The sequence below is a fragment of the Nonomuraea sp. B12E4 genome, assembly GCF_039871825.1.
GTDB lineage: Bacteria > Actinomycetota > Actinomycetes > Streptosporangiales > Streptosporangiaceae > Nonomuraea.
The window spans coordinates 270,575-288,422 of the sequence record NZ_JBDPME010000003.1; the positions used below are offsets into that span (position 1 = coordinate 270,575).

General features: G+C 72.2%; 16 protein-coding genes and 1 pseudogene. 12 read left to right on the forward strand and 5 right to left on the reverse strand.

The annotated features are described in order from the left end of the window. Positions 1–17: 17 nt before the first annotated feature. The 4 genes from ABGB18_RS10040 to ABGB18_RS10055 form a co-directional block, all read right to left on the reverse strand. Entirely contained in the window at positions 18–2,213 is a 2,196-nt protein-coding gene (locus tag ABGB18_RS10040) for a protein kinase (RefSeq protein WP_347695127.1), read from the reverse strand. A 109-nt stretch (positions 2,214–2,322) separates the two neighbouring features. Beyond that, on the reverse strand, positions 2,323–3,741 hold the full coding sequence (locus tag ABGB18_RS10045) for a DUF1116 domain-containing protein (protein ID WP_347695128.1): 1,419 nt from the start codon (positions 3,739–3,741) through the stop codon (positions 2,323–2,325). Beyond that, a complete protein-coding gene (locus ABGB18_RS10050) occupies positions 3,738–5,084 on the reverse strand; it encodes an FdrA family protein (protein ID WP_347695129.1) in 1,347 nt (448 codons plus the stop codon). The genes ABGB18_RS10045 and ABGB18_RS10050 overlap by 4 nt, the downstream gene beginning before the upstream one ends. Then, positions 5,081–5,935, reverse strand: coding sequence for a DUF2877 domain-containing protein (locus tag ABGB18_RS10055; RefSeq protein WP_347695130.1), 855 nt, complete (start codon positions 5,933–5,935; stop codon positions 5,081–5,083). The genes ABGB18_RS10050 and ABGB18_RS10055 overlap by 4 nt, the downstream gene beginning before the upstream one ends. 131 nt (positions 5,936–6,066) lie before the next feature. Here ABGB18_RS10055 and ABGB18_RS10060 point away from each other — a divergent pair, with 131 nt between their 5' ends. From ABGB18_RS10060 to ABGB18_RS10115, 12 genes and pseudogenes are all read left to right on the forward strand, one after another. Next, entirely contained in the window at positions 6,067–7,662 is a 1,596-nt protein-coding gene (locus ABGB18_RS10060) for a PucR family transcriptional regulator ligand-binding domain-containing protein (protein ID WP_347695131.1), read from the forward strand. A gap of 11 nt (positions 7,663–7,673) precedes the next feature. Next, positions 7,674–7,877 carry an RNA-binding S4 domain-containing protein gene (locus ABGB18_RS10065; protein WP_347695132.1) on the forward strand — a complete coding sequence of 68 codons (204 nt, stop codon included), beginning with the start codon at positions 7,674–7,676 and terminating at the stop codon, positions 7,875–7,877. Between the two features lie 290 nt (positions 7,878–8,167). Next, positions 8,168–9,598, forward strand: coding sequence for a solute carrier family 23 protein (locus tag ABGB18_RS10070; protein ID WP_347695133.1), 1,431 nt, complete (start codon positions 8,168–8,170; stop codon positions 9,596–9,598). Continuing rightward, positions 9,595–10,449, forward strand: a complete 855-nt coding sequence (locus ABGB18_RS10075; RefSeq protein WP_347695134.1) for an FAD binding domain-containing protein — start codon at positions 9,595–9,597, stop codon at positions 10,447–10,449. Before ABGB18_RS10070 ends, ABGB18_RS10075 begins: the two co-directional genes overlap by 4 nt. Continuing rightward, the gene (locus tag ABGB18_RS10080; protein ID WP_347695135.1) at positions 10,439–10,915 is read left to right on the forward strand and encodes a (2Fe-2S)-binding protein; all 477 of its coding nucleotides are present in this window, start codon (positions 10,439–10,441) and stop codon (positions 10,913–10,915) included. The genes ABGB18_RS10075 and ABGB18_RS10080 overlap by 11 nt, the downstream gene beginning before the upstream one ends. Beyond that, positions 10,912–13,275, forward strand: coding sequence for an aerobic carbon-monoxide dehydrogenase large subunit (gene cutA, locus ABGB18_RS10085; protein WP_347695136.1), 2,364 nt, complete (start codon positions 10,912–10,914; stop codon positions 13,273–13,275). The genes ABGB18_RS10080 and cutA overlap by 4 nt, the downstream gene beginning before the upstream one ends. 8 nt (positions 13,276–13,283) lie before the next feature. After that, positions 13,284–14,291 (forward strand): leucine-rich repeat domain-containing protein, encoded by a 1,008-nt coding sequence (locus ABGB18_RS10090; protein ID WP_347695137.1) that lies wholly within the window; start codon positions 13,284–13,286, stop codon positions 14,289–14,291. A 53-nt stretch (positions 14,292–14,344) separates the two neighbouring features. Next, a complete protein-coding gene (locus tag ABGB18_RS10095) occupies positions 14,345–14,770 on the forward strand; it encodes a hypothetical protein (protein ID WP_347695138.1) in 426 nt (141 codons plus the stop codon). Positions 14,771–14,802: 32 nt separating this feature from the next. After that, entirely contained in the window at positions 14,803–15,222 is a 420-nt protein-coding gene (locus ABGB18_RS10100) for a hypothetical protein (protein ID WP_347695139.1), read from the forward strand. Positions 15,223–15,413: 191 nt separating this feature from the next. After that, positions 15,414–15,674, forward strand: coding sequence for a hypothetical protein (locus ABGB18_RS10105; RefSeq protein WP_347695140.1), 261 nt, complete (start codon positions 15,414–15,416; stop codon positions 15,672–15,674). Next, positions 15,659–16,246, forward strand: a complete 588-nt coding sequence (locus tag ABGB18_RS10110; protein WP_347695141.1) for an ABC transporter substrate-binding protein — start codon at positions 15,659–15,661, stop codon at positions 16,244–16,246. Before ABGB18_RS10105 ends, ABGB18_RS10110 begins: the two co-directional genes overlap by 16 nt. A gap of 255 nt (positions 16,247–16,501) precedes the next feature. Further along, positions 16,502–16,933, forward strand: a pseudogene (locus tag ABGB18_RS10115) (hypothetical protein); the annotation flags it as partial. 134 nt (positions 16,934–17,067) lie between these two features. On the opposite strand, the gene ABGB18_RS10120 reads toward ABGB18_RS10115, so the two are convergent. Next, entirely contained in the window at positions 17,068–17,478 is a 411-nt protein-coding gene (locus ABGB18_RS10120) for a winged helix-turn-helix domain-containing protein (RefSeq protein ID WP_347695142.1), read from the reverse strand. Positions 17,479–17,848: the final 370 nt, after the last annotated feature.

Consider the following 17,848-nt stretch of genomic DNA (forward strand, 5'->3'; position numbering starts at 1 on the left):
GTTCAATTGAGGGCCGGTCACGCGGCCGGCCCGAACGTGTCCAGGAACACCTTGCGCGTCTCCGCCTGCTCGTCCCACTTGAGATCGGGCAGGTCGAAGGTGATCGTGAACGCGGTGATGTCGTCGAGCGTCACGTAGCGGGTCAGCCGGTGCATGGGGACGCCGGCGGCGGTGGTGTAGGTGTACTCCCAGTCGGCGGCCTGCCAGCCGCGATATTCCAGGCCCTGGAGCCGCACCTGGATGTAGGCCTCCATGCCGCCCTCGGCCTCGCGCCGGCCCAGCTCGGACAGCCCGCCGTCGGTCTGCGGCGTGACCCGCTCCACCACGATCCGCAGGCCGGAATCCTTCGGCCCGCTGAACGTGGCCACGTCTTCCGCCGTCGCCACCGTCCAGTCCTCCGGCACGGCGGCGGTGAATCCGGGCGGGGTGTGCTCCTTGTAGCCCTCGGGCGCGGCCGAGGGCGCCGCCTGGTCGTTCGTGGGGGCGTCCGAAGCGGCCGCCGTGGCGGTGGCCGGGGTCACCGGGGCCGGCGATCCGCCCCTCAGGATGATCATCACGGCGCCCACCACGACGGCCACCGCCACGAGCGCGCTGATGATCGTGAGCGGCGTCGGCCGCCCGTCGCGCGTCCAGGGGCCGCTGTCCTGCTCGTCCGGCCTGCGCCTGCTCTTGCCGGTACGCTGTGCCGCGCTGGGTAACGTGGCCAGCCGGCTGCGGCCGATGTCGTGCGACAGGTCCCGCGACTGCTCGCGCAGGTCGTCGGCCGAGGCCAGCGGCCAGGGGGTGGGGCCGCTGGTGGTGGCGCGGCTGTCGGTGGTCAGCGGCAGGATCGGCTGCGGGCGCGGGCCGGAGCCGTCCAGGTCCTCGTCGGGCTCGAACCTCTGCGGCCGCGCCGGGCCGCCGAACGGCGACTGCCCCGCGTCCACACGCTGTGGCCCGGACGGGTGGCCGAACGACGGCTGGCCGGTGTCCACGTGCTGTGGTCCGGACGGGTGGCCGAACGGTTGCCGGTCGGTGTCCGGGGTGCCGAAGGGCTGCCGGCCCGGGTCCGGTCGCTGCGGTCCGGACGGGCCGCCGAGCGAGTCATAGCCGCCCGGCGTGTGCAACTGGTCGGTCCGGTGGCTGCCGGACGGGCTCGTCATGCCGTCGTACGGCATCGAATAGCCGCCGGACGGGCTGTTGATCGGGTCGTACGGCACCCGCACCGGACCCGAGGGCGTCTCCACGATGCGCGAGGGCATCGGCCCCGACGGTGTCTCCAGCGGCGGCAGCAGCCCGGCCGGGGTCGGATCCGCCTGGCTGGGCAGCGTCTCGGGCTGGCGCGGGCGGGCGGAGCCGTGCGCGCGCAGCACCGTCTCCAGCATCTCGATGACCTGGCCCGAGGTCAGCCGTTCCGCCGGGTTCTTGCGCAGCAGGCCCTCGATCACCGGAAGCAGCGAGCCGGCCCGCTGCGGCCTGATCGGATCCTGGGTGACCACCGAGCCGAGCACGGCGACCGGGTCCGGCCCCTCGTACGGCGGCCGCCCCTCCACCGCCGCGTACAGCGTCGCCCCGAACGACCACAGATCGGCCGCCTGCGTGATCGGCTGCCCGGACAGGCGCTCCGGCGGTATGTACGCGGGCGACCCCATGAGCAGCCCGGTCTGCGTGATGTTCACGTCGCCCTCGATGGCCGCGATGCCGAAGTCGGTCAGCACCACCCGGTCCGAGGTCAGCAGCACGTTGCCCGGCTTGATGTCGCGGTGCAGGATCCCGGCGGCGTGCGCGTGCCTGACCGCGTCGAGCACCCGGATGCCGATCTCGGCCGCCTGGATCACCGGCAGCGGCCCGCTCTGGCGTACGGCCTGCTCAAGCGACCACGCCCGGACCAGCTCCATCACGATCCAGGGGCGGCCGTCCTCCTCCACCACGTCGTGCACGGTCACGATGCCGGGGTGCTGGAGCCGCGCGGCCGACCTGGCCTCGCGCAGCATGCGCCGGTGCGCCACCTGCTTGCCGGCGTGGTCCAGCCCGTAGGGCAGGATGAGCTCCTTGACCGCCACATCGCGGTCGAGCAGGACGTCGTGGGCGTGCCACACCATGCCCATGCCGCCCCTGCCGACCGGCGACATGAGGCGATAACGCCTGCCGATCAGGCGGCCCTGGCTCTCGGCGGGGCCTCCCGCGGGGCCTCCCTCCGGGCCGGGTCCGCTGAGCAAGCGGTCGGCTGCCATGATTCCGCCCCCATCTCGCCTCATCCGTCACGTGCGTCGCGCGCTACTTGCAGATTAAGAGGTTCGACACGATATCGGCGACAAATCCGTAATGGAAGCGGAGAACCCCCTACCGCTGGCCCGACGTGCGGGTAAGCCGATCATCAAATGGATCACTTACCTCGCCGGCCAGGGCCAGCAAGGCGGCGGTGAATGCTTCGGTCGGCGGTTTCACCAGACCCGCACCGACTTGTCCTGTCCCGGCCACGCGGCCCGCGATGCCGGTGTTGACCACGGGCAGCAGGCCGGTCCTGGCCACGAGCGTGACGTCGATGCCGACCGGTGTGCCGCGGAAGCCGAGTCCGGGGATCTGGAAGGCGGGGTGCTCGGCGAGCGTGATCTCGTACATCGAGCGGGTGGCCCTGACGGCGTCGGCCACCTCGCCGCCGACGAACCGCACGATGGCCGGGGCCGCCGCCATCGCGAAGCCGCCCAGGCCCGAGGTCTCGGTGATCGTGGAGTCACCGATGTCCGGGTTGGCGTCCTCGGGGCCGTACGTGCCGAGGTAGAGGCCGTCGGGCACGCCCGCGGGCCCGGTGAACCAGCGCCCGCCCAGGCCCGACACCTGCACGCCGAAGTCGGTGCCGTTCCTGGCCATGGCCACGACCAGGGACGAGCCGGGGACGTCGCGGGCCGCGTCGGTGCTGACCTTGGCCGCGGCCATGGCGGCGTTCAGGAAGAAGTGGTCGTTGCCGTTGATGAACCGCAGCACCCGCGCGGCCGTGTCCGGGGCGGCCTCCACCACGGCCGGGGCCAGCTCGCGCAGCAGCAGCGAGGTGGCGGCGCGGTTGCGGTTGTGCAGCTCGTCGCCCATCTGCAGCGCCTGGGCCATCAGCGAGCGCAGGTCGATCGGCCCGGTGCGCTCCAGCGTGGCCGCCAGGGCCGGACCGAGCGCCTCGTCCATCCAGCGCAGGCGTTCCAGCACCTCGGGACCGTACGCGCCGTATCTGAGGACCTTGCCCAGGCCCTCGTTCAGCGAGCAGTAGGCGGTGCCGCCGTGCTCGTCGTCGCGTACCTCGAACAGCCACATCGACGGGCTGACCACCCCCGCCATCGGGCCGACGGCCCCGTGCTCGTGGCACGGGCGCAGCGCCACCGCGCCGGCCGCGAGCGCGCGCTCGGCGTCGCGCTCGTCGCGCGCCCGGCCCTCCAGCAGCATCGCGCCGATCAGTGCGCCGCGCATCGGGCCCGAGGCGCGCTCCCACCCGATGGGCGGGCCCGCGTGCAGGAACGTGTCCTCGTCGAGGACCTCCGACGCCCGCCGTACCCGGGTCAGGTGCGGGCGCGCGGAGATCAGCCGGCGCACGGCCAGCTCGTTGGCGGCCTGCCTGCGCGGGTCGGCCAGCACCTTGACCAGCGCCCGCGCGGTGCCGGGCAGCGGCGGCCGCCAGGACACCGGGATCGTCGGCACGGCCTGCGCCTTGAGCGACTCGTCGAGCAGGCCGGCGCCGGCCGTGACGACGCGGGGCGGGGCGGAGAGCAGGTTCACAGCAGGCTCCTGGCGTGCCGGGCGGCCTGGGCGTTGGAGGTGAACACCGCCGCGCCCGCCTCCCGGAAGGCGGCGGCCTGGCGGTGCAGGTCCTGCGGGTCGCCCTCGGTGCCGATGAGGGCGATCACGACCGTGGCGGGGGTGCGGGCGACGGCGTGCGCGAGCGAGGCCGCCGGGTCGGGATCGGCGCCGTGACCCAGGACGACGTCCATGAGCACCACGTCCGTCTCGTCGGCGCGGGAGAGCGCCTCCACCCGCAGGGTCGGGTCGATCATCGGATGCGCCCGCCCCCTGGTGTAGGCGTCGTCACCGTAGTCGACGAAGTCCCCCTGCCCGGCGACCAGGGCGGCCTCGGTGCTGAGCGTCCCGCCGGAGTAGATGCCCTTGATCGCCTTGTGCCGGGCCCTCCGCCCCGACCAGGCCGGCCACGCCGGCCACTCGGGGACGGGCCGCCGCAGCGCGCCCAGCGCCTGCTCCGTCGCCTCGGTCAGGTCCGGCGCGCCCTCCCGCAGCAGCGCCCGCACCATGCGTGTGCGCAGCCCCACCTCCTGTACGGCCCGCGCCACCTCGGGCGCGGGCGGCTTGGAGATGAGCACGATCAGCTCGGTGGCCGGGTCGTCGTCGAGCATGCGCAGGGCCCGCAGCGTGGACAGGCCGCCCACCTCGGCCGACAGGTCCCGGCCGCCCACGCCCAGTATGTGGCTGACGCCGGTGCCCGCCCAGTCCAGCAGGCAGGTCACCTGCTGCGCGCCGGTGCCCGAGGCCGCGACGACGCCGACGGGGCCGGGGGCCAGGACGTTCGCGAAGCCGAGGCCGACGCCGCCGATCGCGGCGGTGCCGCAGTCCGGGCCCATGACCAGCACGTCCTTGGCCTCGGCCAGCTCCTTCAGCCGCCTCTCCTGCTCCAGGGGGACGCCGTCGCTGAAGATCATGACCGGGAGCCCGGCCTGGACGGCGTCCTGCGCCTCGGCGAAGGCGTGCTCGCCGGGCACCGACACCAGCACCAGGTCAGGGGGCGGCACGGCGGAGCGGATGGCCGAGCGGGTGGTCAGCGGGGGCTGGCCGGCCGGCTCGCGCGGCTGCTGGAACGTGCTCAGCAGCCGGTCGGCCTCCGCCACGGCGGACTCGGGGGCCGCGGCCCGCAGGGCGATGAGGAGGTCGCCGGGGCCGGCCTCCGGGGCGGGGAAGCCCAGGTCCCTGATGACGGAGAGGTTGAGGTCGGTGGCCATGGCGACCATCGCGGCCGACACTCCCGGCATCTCGGTGAGTGCACGACTTATCCGCATGAGGGTGACTGAGTCGTAGTACGTCCCTCGCCGTACCAGCACCAGATCCCGGTTCACCGCGGCTCGCCCAGCGAGAGCACGGCGCTCACCCCGATGGCGACGCCCTGGGCGAGGTCCGCGCCCGAGGTGTGGCCGAGGCGGTGCAGGCGGCGCAGCGCCGGTTCGAGCGCCTGCCCGCCGACGATGGCACGCAACACCGCGATCACCTCGGGACTGGCCTCGCCCCTGGCCGCGCAGTGCAGCAGCGTCGCCGAGAGGGGCGTCGTACGCGTGCGCGCGTCGTACGTCACCGTCGCCGCCAGCCAGTCGGCCACCCAGACCGCGCGTTCCACGCCCGCCGCCATGCCCAGGTGCCGCAGCGTCACCAGCAGCCCCGCCAGCACGTCGTCGCCGCTCGGCGTGAGCCCGGGCCCCAGGCCCACGAGTTGCTCGGCCGCCGTCACCACGCCCAGCAGCCGGCCCTTCGCGCAACTGCTCGCCAGCATGTCCACGGCGCCGTTGCCCGCCAGCCCCCGGCCCGGCGGATCGCCGAGGACGGCGGCGGCCCGCGCCAGGCGGGCGAGGCCGGTCCGGCCCGGCGGCGGGGCGGGATCCCACCAGCGGCGCACGCTCAGGCTCAGCGGGCCCAGATCGACCGTCCGGTCTCCCACCGCGGCCTCGTCACCCACCGTGACGTGCGGCAGCGGGGTGGCCAGCAGCACGGAGTTCGGCAGCCGGGTGGCCTCGCCCGTGATGACGGCGATCACCGAGGGCTCCAGTTCCGTCCTGACCTCCAGGTAAACCCCCGCCGGGAACACGGCCAGCACGCGTGCCGGGCGGCGGGACGACTCCAGGACAGGGCGTACCGCCGCGCTGGCCGCGCCCGTGACGCGGACGCGGGAACGCCTCGCATGAGTACTGACGGTCACCGGACCTCCCAACCGACCTTGGACCTGACCGTAGAACGGGCCGGGAACCCTCCGTACGGGTAAATTTGCCAACAGTCAGCGCGATGGTTGGCTCTTCCTGACAGATGGCTTCCGGGGTCACAATTTCCTCCATGGAGCCCCCTGTCCGTCTCGCCAGCACCGGAACGATCATTCACGGTGTCTCCGTGGGAGAGGTGCTCGGCGTCTCGACGCTCGCCGAAGCCAGGCTGATCGCGGGGGAGAGCGGCCTGGGCCGCATCGTGCAGCGGCTCAACGTCATGGAAGTGCCCGACATCCTGGCCTGGGTCAAGCCGCACGAGCTGCTGCTCACCACCGGCTACCCGCTGCGCAACACCCCGCAGTCGCTCGGGCGGCTGGTGGCCGACCTGGACGAGCGCGGGCTGGCGGCGCTGGCGATCAAACTCGGGCGCTACGTGGACGAGCTGCCCGGGGAGATGGCCGAGCAGGCCGACCGGCTCGGCTTCCCGCTCATTCTGCTGCCGAACGACGTCGGCTTCGACGACATCCTCAACCAGGTGCTGACGGACATCCTCAACCGCCAGGCCGCCGTGCTCGCCCGCGCCGAGGAGGCGCACCGGGCGCTGGTCCAGGTGGTGCTGGCGGGCGGCGGGCTCCGCGAGGTCACCGCCGAGGTGGCGCACCTGCTCGACGTGTCCGTGGCGGCCGTGGACGGCACCGGCCGGGTGCTCGCCTCGGCCGGGCCCGCCGAGCACCTGGCCGCCCTGCGCACGTCGATCGCCGGCGAGGGGCCGCCGGCCGGCACCGGGCGGTCGCGGGCCTACGCCTCGGTGCCCGTCCTGGCCGGCGGGCACCACCACGGCCGGATCGTCGCCCACAGCCCGTCCGGGGAGATCAGGGACAGCGACGTCGGCATCCTCGAGCGGGCCGCCACCGTCGCCGCGCTCGTCGTCACCCGGCAGGAGGCGGTCAACGCCGTCGAGAGCAAATACCGGGCCGACTTCCTGCGCGACGTGCTCACCGGCAGGGCCGGGGCGGCGGAGCGGGTCACGACGCGGGCCAGGGCGTTCGGGTGGGACCTGGCGCGGCCCGTGACGGTGCTGGTGGCCGAGCTGGATCCGGAGGGCGACGAGCGCAGCGCCCAGGACCGGCTGGTGGCGTGCTGGACGGCGGCGGTACGGCGGCACGACCAGCGCGGGGCGGTGGCCGGGTTCTCGCACGAGGTGGTGGCCGTGGTGGACGCCGCGCTCGACGCCACCCGGGTCGCCAAGGACGCCGCCTCGGCCTTCGCCGAGGTGCCGCCCGCCACCTTCTCCACCGGCACCTCGCGCCCGAGCCCGGGGGCGGAGACGCTGCCGGAGGCCTACTCGCAGGCGCTGAAGGCGGCCCGGGTGGGCCGTCAGCTCCACGGGCCCGGCGCGGTGGCCCACTTCGACCAGCTCGGCGTCTACCGGCTGCTGTCCCTGGTGAACGACACGGAGGAGCTGCACGCGTTCGTCAGGGAGACGCTCGGGCCGCTCGCCTCCGACGACGACGCCGAGAACGCCGACCTCAGGCGTACGCTGCAGGCCCTGCTGGAGACCAACCTCAACGTGGCGGAGACGGCCAGGCGGCTGCACTTCCACTACAACACGCTGCGCTACCGGATCGGGAAGCTGGAGCGCCTGCTGGGCAACTTCACCGACGACCCGCACCTGCGGCTCAACCTGACCCTGGCCCTGCACGTGTTGCGGATGCGGGGGATCTAGGCTGGGGGGCTGTGGAATTCCAACTGAGCTCCGATTACATCCCGCTGTGCGACCTGCTGAAATACTGCGGGATCACGGAGACGGGCGGGATGGCCAAGCAACTCGTCGCCGAGGGCATGGTGCTGGTGGACGGCGAGGTCGAGCTGCGCAAGCGAGCCAAGATCCGGTCGGGGCAGGTCGTCAGCGGCGACGGCTTCTCGATCCGGGTGGAGTGACGAGGCCCTTCACGGAAGCCACCGCATACCGGGCGCGCCGGCGAAGAAGTTACGGCCCCCTGCCGGGGGCCGTAAAGCCCGGGAACTGAGCGCCGGGCGTTCTGCTGTAAAGAAACGGCCCCGGTCGGCGTCGGACGGGGGCCGTAACGCGGCGTGGGGGTGTGGCATGCACTGGTCAGGAGGTCAGATTTGGCAGATCATGCCCGTGTGGGTGCGTGCCGGCGGGCCTAATGTGCCCGCAACGGTACGTGTCGCCGGCCGATCAATGGCCCAGTACAAGAGGGGCTCGCATGGCTTGGGGATGGACCAGACACGGTGACGGAAAGCACCTGGCTCCCGGCGAGGTGGTCAGGCCCGACGAACGGCTGAGCTGGCCCCGGATGGTGGGGTTCGGGGCGCAGCACGTGATCGCGATGTTCGGCGCGACCTTCGTCTTCCCGCTGGTCATGGGGCTGGATCCGAACGTCGCCGTGATGATGTCGGGCGTCGCGACCATCCTGTTCCTGCTGATCGTCAAGGGGAAGGTGCCCAGCTACCTGGGGACCAGCGCGTCCTTCGTGGGCGGGGTGCTGGCCATCAGGGCCGTGATGGGGGGTGACACGGCGGGCGCCGACGCCGTCGTCACCGGGGCCGTCCTCGTCGCCGGGTTCGTGCTCGCGCTCGCCGGGCTGGCCATCCACTTCCTCGGGGTGCAGATCATCCACCGGATCTTCCCGCCCGTGGTCACCGGGGCCGTGGTGATGCTGATCGGGTTCGGGCTGGCGTACGTGGTGGCGGACGTCTACTGGTCGCAGGACCACTGGGTCGCGCTGATCACCATGATCGTCACGTTCCTGGTGATCGTGCTGTTCAAGGGGTTCGTCGGGCGGGTCGGCGTGCTGGTCGGGCTGGTCGCCGGGTTCGTGCTGTCCTGGGCGCTGGACAGGATGGCGGGGCCGATCACCTCCGTGCTCCCCGGGACCAACCTGCGGGACACGGCGGGGGCCGCCTGCCCGGCCGAGGGGACCTACTGCGTGGCCACCGCGTTCCCGCACGACCGGGTGAACTTCGACTCCGTGGCCAAGGCCGACTGGTTCGGGCTGCCGAACCTCCACGCCCCGGACTTCCGGATGTCCGCCGTGCTGCTGGTGCTGCCCGCCGTCATCGCGCTCATCGCGGAGAACATCGGGCACGTCAAGGCCGTGGGGGAGATGACGGGAACCGACGTGGACCCGTACGTGGGACGGGCGGTGCTGGCCGACGGCGTGGGCACCATGGTCACCAGCGCCGTGGGCGGCTCGCCCACCACGACCTACGCCGAGAACATCGGGGTCATGGCCGCCACCAAGGTCTACTCCACGGCCGCCTACTACATCGCCGGGGTCATCGCCATCCTGTTCGGGCTGATCCCGAAGTTCGGGGCGCTGGTCGCGGCCACGCCGGGCGGGGTGCTGGGCGGCGTCACCGTCATCCTGTACGGCATGATCGGGTTGCTGGGCGCCAAGATCTGGATCGAGAACAGGGTGAACTTCGCCGATCCGGTGAACATGGTCCCGATCGGGGCGGGCATCATTCTGGCCATCGGACCCGTGCGGCACCACATCGGCGGTGAGTTCACGCTGGAGGGCATCGCGCTCGGCACCATCGTGGTGCTGGGCGGCTACCACCTTCTGCGGGCCATCGCCAGGCGGAGTGACGAGCCGGTCAGGAGCGACGTACCGGTCAGGAGCGACAACGGGTGAAGCCGCCGCCATTCGAATACCACGCCCCCCGCGACCTGGATGAGGCGCTGCGCACCCTCGCGGAGGTGGGTGCGGACGGGAAGGTGCTGGCGGGCGGGCAGAGCCTGATCCCGATGCTGAACATGCGGCTGATGGAGCCCGCGCACCTCGTCGACATCAACCGGGTCGCCTCCCTGGACGAGGTCGAGGTGGGCGAGGCGGGCGTGCGGGTGGGCGCGCTGGCCAGGCACTCGCGGGTGGAGCGGGGCGGGACCCACCCGCTGCTCACCCGGGCGCTGCGGCTGGTCGCCCATCCGGTGATCCGCAACCGGGGCACGGTCGTGGGCAGTCTGGCGCACGCCGACCCGGCGGCCGAGCTGCCCGCCGTGCTGGCCGTCCTGGACGGTTCCGTACGGTTGGCCCGCTGGGAGTCCGCCGCGGCCGTGACGCGGGAGGTGGGCGCGCGCGAGTTCTTCGTCGGGCCCATGGAGTCCGCGGTCCGGCCGGGGGAGCTGGCCGTGTCGGCGTTCTTCCCGGCCCTGGGGGCGCGGACGGGGGCCGCGTTCGAGGAGCTGGCCCGGCGGCACGGCGACTACGCGCTGGCCGGGGTCTGCGCCGTGGTCACCCTCGACGAGGACGGTCGCGTGGCGGCCGCCAGGGTCGCGTGCGCCGGGGTCGGCCCGGTGCCGGTCGTCGCCGACGTGACCGAGGCGGGGCGGGAAGGCTGGGAGGCGGCGGCGCGGCGGGTGCGGGAGGAGATCGAGCCCGAGGACGACATCCACGCCTCGGCCGCCTACCGGCGGCACCTGGTGGGGGTGCTGGCCGGGCGGGCGCTGGACGGCGCGGCGAGGGAGGCGGCCCGTGGATCATGAGATCACGCTCGTCGTGAACGGCGCCGCCAGGCGGGTGTCCGTGCCCGCGCGGCGGCTGCTGTCCGACTGCCTCCGCCACGACCTGGGGCTGACCGGCACCCACGTGGGCTGTGAGCACGGGGTGTGCGGGTGCTGCACGGTGCTGCTGGACGGGGAGCCGGTGCGCTCCTGCCTGACGTTCGCGGTCACCGTGGACGGGCGCGAGATCACCACCGTGGAGGGGCTGGCCACGGCGGAGGGGATGTCGGCCGTGCAGCGGGCGTTCGCCGAGTGCCACGGGTTGCAGTGCGGGTTCTGCACGCCGGGGTTCCTGTGCACGGTCACCGCGATGCTGCGGGAGAACCCGGCTCCGGCGGACGACGAGGTGATCGAGGGCCTCTCGGGCAACCTGTGCCGGTGCACCGGCTACCAGAACATCGTCAAGGCCGTCCATCGGGCCGCCGAGCTGCTGGCGGAGGAATCATGACGACCAGGCTGTTCGGGGAGCCGGTCCGGCGGCGGGAGGATCCCCGGCTGCTCACCGGGCAGGGACGCTACGTCGATGACCTGGGGCGGGACGCGCTGGCCGCCGCGTTCGTACGCTCGCCGCACGCGCACGCCCGGATCCGGGACATCGACGTGACGCAAGCGCTCGACGTGCCGGGACTCGTCGCGATCTACACCTGGGAGGACCTGCCCGAGCGGGTGGGCCGGCCGCTGCCGCTGCTGATCCCGCATCCCGCGCTCACCCACGGGCGGACGGCCCACCCGCTGGCCCGGGAGATGGTCAGGCACGTGGGCGAGCCGGTGGTGATGGTCGTGGCCGCCGACCGGTACGCGGCCGAGGACGCCTGCGCGCTCATCGACGTGGACTACGAGCCGCTCAAGCCGGTCGTCGGCCTGGAGGAGGCGGTCCTGGGGGCCCAGCTCGTGCACGAGGACGTGCCGGGCAACGTCGGCGCGCACTTCGTCCAGGAGGTGGCGGGCGCCGACGGGCGGAGTGCCAGGGAGGCGATCGAGACCGCGCCGCACACCCTCGCCTTCCGGCTCGACATCGAGCGCAGCGCCAGCACCCCGCTGGAGGGACGCGGCGTGTACGCCCGCTGGGACGGCCGGGACCTGCGCGTCTACTCCAGCACCCAGACCTCCACCAGCGTGCGCATGGCCGTGGCCGCCGCCCTCGAACTGCCGCTGACCCAGGTCGAGGTGATCGCGCCGGACGTGGGCGGCGGGTTCGGGGTGAAGATCGTGCACCCGTGGGCCGAGGAGGTGCTGGTGCCGTGGGCGGCGATGACGCTCGGCCGCGAGGTCAAGTGGACGGAGGACCGCAGGGAGCACTTCATCTCCTCGGCGCACGAGCGGGGTCAGGTGCAGTACGTACGCGTCGGGTTCGACGACGACGGGCGTGTCCTGGGGCTGGACGTGACCTTCCTGCACGACCACGGGGCCTACACGCCCTACGGCATCATCGTCCCGATCGTCACCTCCACGCAGTTGCTCGGGCCGTACAAGATCGGGGCCTACCGGGTCGAGTTCAGCGCCGTGTACACCAACACCGTGCAGGTCACGCCCTACCGGGGGGCCGGCAGGCCGCAGGGGGCGTTCTGCATGGAGCGCACCATGGACAAGATCGCCCGCTACCTGGGCAAGGACCGGACCGAGGTGCGCGAGGTCAACTTCATCCGGCCGGAGGAGTTCCCCTACGACCAGCGGCTGATCTTCCAGGACGGCCGGCCGCTGATCTACGACAGCGGTGACTACCCCGAGATGCTCCGCGTGCTCAAGGAGATGGTCGGCTGGGACGAGCACGCGCGGCGGCCCGGCACGGGCATCGGCATCGGCTGCTACGTCGAGGGGACCGGGGTCGGGCCCTACGAGGGCGGGCACGTGCAGATCACCTCCGACGGGCGGGTGCACGTCTCCACCGGGCTCACCTCGCAGGGGCAGGGGCACGAGACGGCCTTCGCCCAGATCGCCGCCACCGAGCTGGGGGTGCCCATCGAGCGCGTGAGCGTGGTGACGGGGGACACCCGCAGGTTCGGGTACGCGGTGGGCACGTTCGCCTCCAGGGCGGCCGTCGTGAGCGGCAGCGCGATCGCGCTGGCCTGCCGCAAAGTACGCGAGAAGGCGCTGCGCATCGCGGCCGAGGCGCTGGAGGCCGACCCGGCCGACCTGGAGATCGACGACGGGATCGTGCACGTGGCCGGGGCCCCCGGCGCCGCCATCCCGCTGGCCTCGGTGGCGGTGCTGGCCAACCCGCTGCGCTACGCCTTCGACGAGGAGACGCGCCGGGCCACCCCGTTCGCCGGGGTCGCCGACTACGACCGGCCGCCCGTGCCCGAGGGCGAGGAGCCGGGGCTGGAGGGGCGCGACTACTACTCGCCGATCAGGTCCACGTTCGCGGCGGGCATGCACGCGGCGATCGTCGAGACCGACCCGGACACCGCCGAGATCAAGGTGGTGCGCTACGTCGTCGTGCACGACTGCGGCAAGCTGATCAACCCGATGATCGTGGAGGGCCAGATCCACGGGGGAGTGGCGCAGGGCATCGGCGGGGCGCTGTACGAGCGCATGGCGTACGACGTGCACGGCCAGCTCGTCAACGCCTCCTTCATGGACTTCCTCATGCCGTACGTCACCGAGGTCCCGCACGTCGAGACCGGCCACCTGGAGACGCCCTCGCCGCTCAACCCCCTCGGCGTCAAGGGCGCGGGCGAGGCCGGCGTGATCCCGGTCTCCGCGGTCATCGCCTCGGCGATCGAGGACGCCGAGGGCATCGAGATCGACCGCATGCCCATCTCCCCGTCCGAGCTCTTCGACCTGCGCGCCGCCCGCGACATGAGATGATCGGCGCCGTGCGTGCTCCCGCTGCCGGTCTGGCCTCCTTCCCCGCCCTCCCCGACGACGTCCGGCTGGTCGACCTGGCCTGGAACGAGATCGCCGAGGTCCCGGACCGGGTGGCCGGGCTCGGGTCGCTGGAGGAGCTCCGGCTCGACGGCAACCGCCTGCGCGCGCTGCCCGACCTGTCGGGGCTGGCCGCCCTGCGCGCGCTGCACCTCGACGGCAACGAGCTGACCGTCTTCCCCCGCTGCCCGCCGGGGCTGGAGACGCTCTCCCTGTACGGCAACCGCGTGGGCGCGCTGCCCGACCGGCCGCTCCCGCGCCTGCGCCACCTGTCGGCCGGCGCGAACGGGCTGACCCACGTGCCCGCTCAGTGGTGGACGCTGACCGGCCTGGAATCGCTCAACCTGGCCGAGAACGCGCTCACCGAGGTCCCCGCGGCCATCGGCGGGCTCACCCGGCTGCGGATGCTCGACCTGGGGCACAACCGGCTCACCACCGTGCCCGCCGAGCTCGGCGACCTGGGCCTGACCGACTACCTCTACCTGAGCGACAACCTGCTCACCGAGGTGCCGGCGGCGCTCGGGCGGCTCGACCGGCTCACCTACCTCAACCTGACGGACAACCGGCTCGCCCGCCTGCCCGACGCCCTCGGCGAGATGGCCGCGCTGGTGGAGCTGCGCCTCTACGGCAACCGGCTGGCCGAGCTGCCCGGCTCCCTGGGCGGGTTGCGGCGGCTGCGGGAGCTGCACCTGCGGGGCAACCGGCTGACCCGGCTGCCCGCGGCGCTCGCCGAGCTCGGCGAGCTGCGGGTGCTCGACCTGCGCGACAACCTGCTGACGGAGCTGCCCGAGGACCTGCCGCCCCGGCTCACCCACCTCGACCTGCGCAACAACCGGCTCCGCGAGCTGCCCGCGCGGCTGCCCGCCCTGGAGAAGCTCGACCTGCGGTGGAACAAGCTCGACGGCGAGCCGGAGGTGCTGCGAGGGCTGCGCGAACGCGGATGTGTCATCCTGCGCTGAACCGGAGGGGGCTTGCGCTGAACCCGGAGGGCCCGGGGTGCGTACCCTCGCACATGAGGACCTATCCACGTCTGGCCGCTTTCGCGCTGCTGGCCGGGCTGGTCACCGCCTGCTCGTCCTCGACGGGCTGGAGCGACTACGCCGCAGGAGCCAAGGACAAGGAAGTCACCACGCCGCTGACCGTCGAGCAGCTCTCGGCCAAGGTCAGGTGCAAGCCGAAGATGCAGGTCGAGGGCAGCGACCTCCGCACGGGGTACTGCAAGACCTCCGACGGCGAGTTCTTCGTCAACACCTTCGCCAGCGAGGCGCTCAAGGACCAGTGGATGGACCAGGCGCCCGAGTACAACCCGCATCTGGTCGGGTTCCGCTGGACGGTGCTGGGGCCGCTCAAGGTGCTGGAGGCGCTGCGGGAGCCGCTCAACGGCGACCTGCACCTCACCGACCACCGGGTCTCGGGGACGCCGAAGCCGCAGGGGTGAACCGGGGCGGGCGGGCCTGCGTACCTCCACACATGACGACATTTCCACGTCTGGCCGCTTTCGCGCTGCTGGCCGGACTGGTCGCCGCCTGCTCCTCAGGGAGCGGGGGCGGCTACGTCGCGGCAGGCAAGAACCAGCAGAACGCCGCCCCCCTCACCGTCGAGCAGCTCTCCGCCAAGGTCGGCTGCGAGCCGCGCCTGCAGGTGGACGCCGCGGACATCCGCACCGGATACTGCAAGACCCCGGACGGCGAGTTCTTCGTCAGCACGTTCGCGACCCAGGCCGGCAAGGACGCCTGGATGGACGCCGCCCCCGAGTACAACCCGCACCTGGTCGGCAGGCTCTGGACCGTCCTGTCCAGCAGGCAGGTGCTGGACCTGCTGAAGGAGCGGCTCGGCGGCGACCTGCACCTGACGGACCACCGGACCAGGCAGATGCGGACCGTCGGCTGACGCCGGGGGCGGCGGTCAGCGCGCCAGCGCGTACTGGGCCCTGACCTCCCCGGGGGTCGCCACCCTCTTCAGGATCATCAGGCCGTTCGCCGCTGAGCACCCCGGCCAGGCCGATCGCGTTGTAGTGGTCGGCCGGGTCGGCGGTGCCCGAGTTGGGCGCGGGGCCCCGGCCGAGCATCTTGAACCAGCCCATGATGGTCACGCCCCGCACGCCGTTGAGCGCGCGCAGGGACGGCACGCCGTCCGCGCCGTACGTCCCGGCCTTCCAGTCGTCGTTGCCCGCCGTGGCGGGATCGACCTGGCGGGTCTCCAGCGCGTACGTGCTGCCCCGGTACGCGCGGTCGGCCACCCGCATCGCGGCCCCGCCGTCGACCAGCGTGATGTCGGTGCCCGACAGGCCCCGGTCCCGCTCCCGGGCCGGGTCGCCGGGCACCGGGTGCTCGAAGTCGTAGGCCGCCACCAGGTCGCCGCGCAGTCCGGGCAGCACACCGGGCGGCGTCCAGGCGGCTCCGGTGACCTTCCAGATCTTCCCGTTGGCCTTGGACAGCAGGTAGAGCTCGCCCGCGCCGTCACGGCCGAAGCGCAGGTCCACCCGGGCGTCGCCGGCCAGGTCCCGCATGGTGACCGGGCGGCCGCCCGCGTCCACCAGCACGTCCTCTCGCCCGTCGGCTGGTCGGCCACCTCGACGTTCACCGGCAACGAGGACCTGGTCAAGCGGTACAAGGAGATGTTCTCCGGCGACCCCAACGAGGACGCGGCCAACGGCTACACCGTCGGCCAGGTCATCGAGGCGGCCGTGAACGCGGTCAAATGCGCGGACCCGTCCAAGGCGTGCCAGGACAAGCTGACCGAGCACATCAGACAGGGGACGTTCCAGACGGTCGTGGGGCCGCTGTCCTTCGACGACCAGGGCAGGCCGGAGCAGGCGCACATGATCCAGCAGTACGTCGACGGCAAGATCGAGATCGTGCTGCCCGAGCAGGCCAGGACGGCCGGGCTCGTCTACCCGAAGCGCGCATGGTGAGCCTGGTCCTGCAGGGGCTGGCCCTGGGCGTGCTGACCGGCGGGCTCTACGCGCTGCTGGCCTCGGGGCTGTCGTTGTACTTCGGGGTGATGCGGGTGGTCATGGTGGCGCATCCGGCGTTCCTGTTCCTGGCCGCGTACCTGACCTACACCGCGCACACGACGCTCGGCGTGGACCCGTTCCTCGGTCCCGCTCCCGCTTCGGCGCCGGCCTGCGGGCCATCAGGGAGGACGAGGACAAGGCCGAGTCGCTGGGCGTGCCACCGGGGCGTACAAGGTGGCGGCGTTCGCCCTGTCCGCCCTGTTCGTGGCGCTGGCGGGCGGCCTCTACGCGCTGTGGTTCGGCAGCCTCGACCCGATCTTCGTCTTCTCCATCCTGACCAGCTCGTACATGGTGCTGAGGAGCCTGCTCGGCGGTGTCCGGCACCTGTTCGGCCCGCTGCTCGGCGCGCTCATCGTGGCCCCGGCGGGAGAATACTTCCTGATCGCGCTGGGCGAGACGCAGATCCACCTGACCGCCACGGGGGTGCTGGTCGTGCTGTTCATGCCGGACGGCATGATCGCCCGGCTCGTCAGGAGGCGCACCGGGGCCTCCATCCCGGACGAGAGCGCCGAGCGTCCCCGCAGGAGGCGTCCGCGGTCGGGCTCGGCTGACTCACCTCGGGAATTCGGCGGCTGTTGGACTTAACCGGCTGATAATGAAGCCCGGAAAATGCGATAAGCAGTAAACGCTAGGCGTTGGCGGTGAAATTTAGGTTTCGTGCGGATCACCCGGAGCCGGTCGCCCGTGTGTGGTTTCCGGCGTCGGAAATCGGGTATCGCTCACCGCTCCGGACCGGTGTCGGCCAGGGAGAATCCGACCCCCCGAGTTGATTTCAGTGCGACGGTCGCGCCGGCCTTACGGAGTTTGGCACGCAGCCGCTTGACGGCCGATCGCACCGCGGACACGTCGTCCAGATAGTCGGCGCCCCACGCGCTTTCGTACAACTGCTGGTAGGTCCACACGCGCAGCGGCGGGGCGGCCAGCACCGCGAGCACGGCACGTTCGGTTCTGGTCAGGGGAAGCGTGGTGCCGGCCCAGCGCACCTGCTGCCGGTCGCGATCGATGACCAGGCGGCCCAGCGCCAGCACCTCCGCGCCGGGCGCCGGGGCGGACACGTCCTGCTCACCGAACAACACGCTACGGATCGACTTCAGGTCGGGAAACATCAATACGGTGCCGGAACCGCTCATCAACCGAGCCACTTGTGCTCGCTTGGCGCGACTGGGTGTCACGCACAAGATGACCGGCTGTTCCAGGTCATCCACATGGTTAACGCTCACACACTAAGGAAAGCAACGTCGACCGATATTAGTCAATATGTAACTTTCATCCTATCCACGTTGCCGCCAGGACAACATTTGGTCGTTTTCCGGCGATTCTGCCCCACTACTGCCCCTTCTCTGATCTTGAGGAGCGCGCCTCCACGTTTGACGATGAGCGCGGGCTGCGACAATCCCGCGGCCCGTACGTCACGGACTTGTGGCGGGAGGTAACCCCGCCGCAGAGAAAGCGTCCCGTTCAGCACTTCGTGGCCGACACCCTCATCGGCCGCCAGAGGAG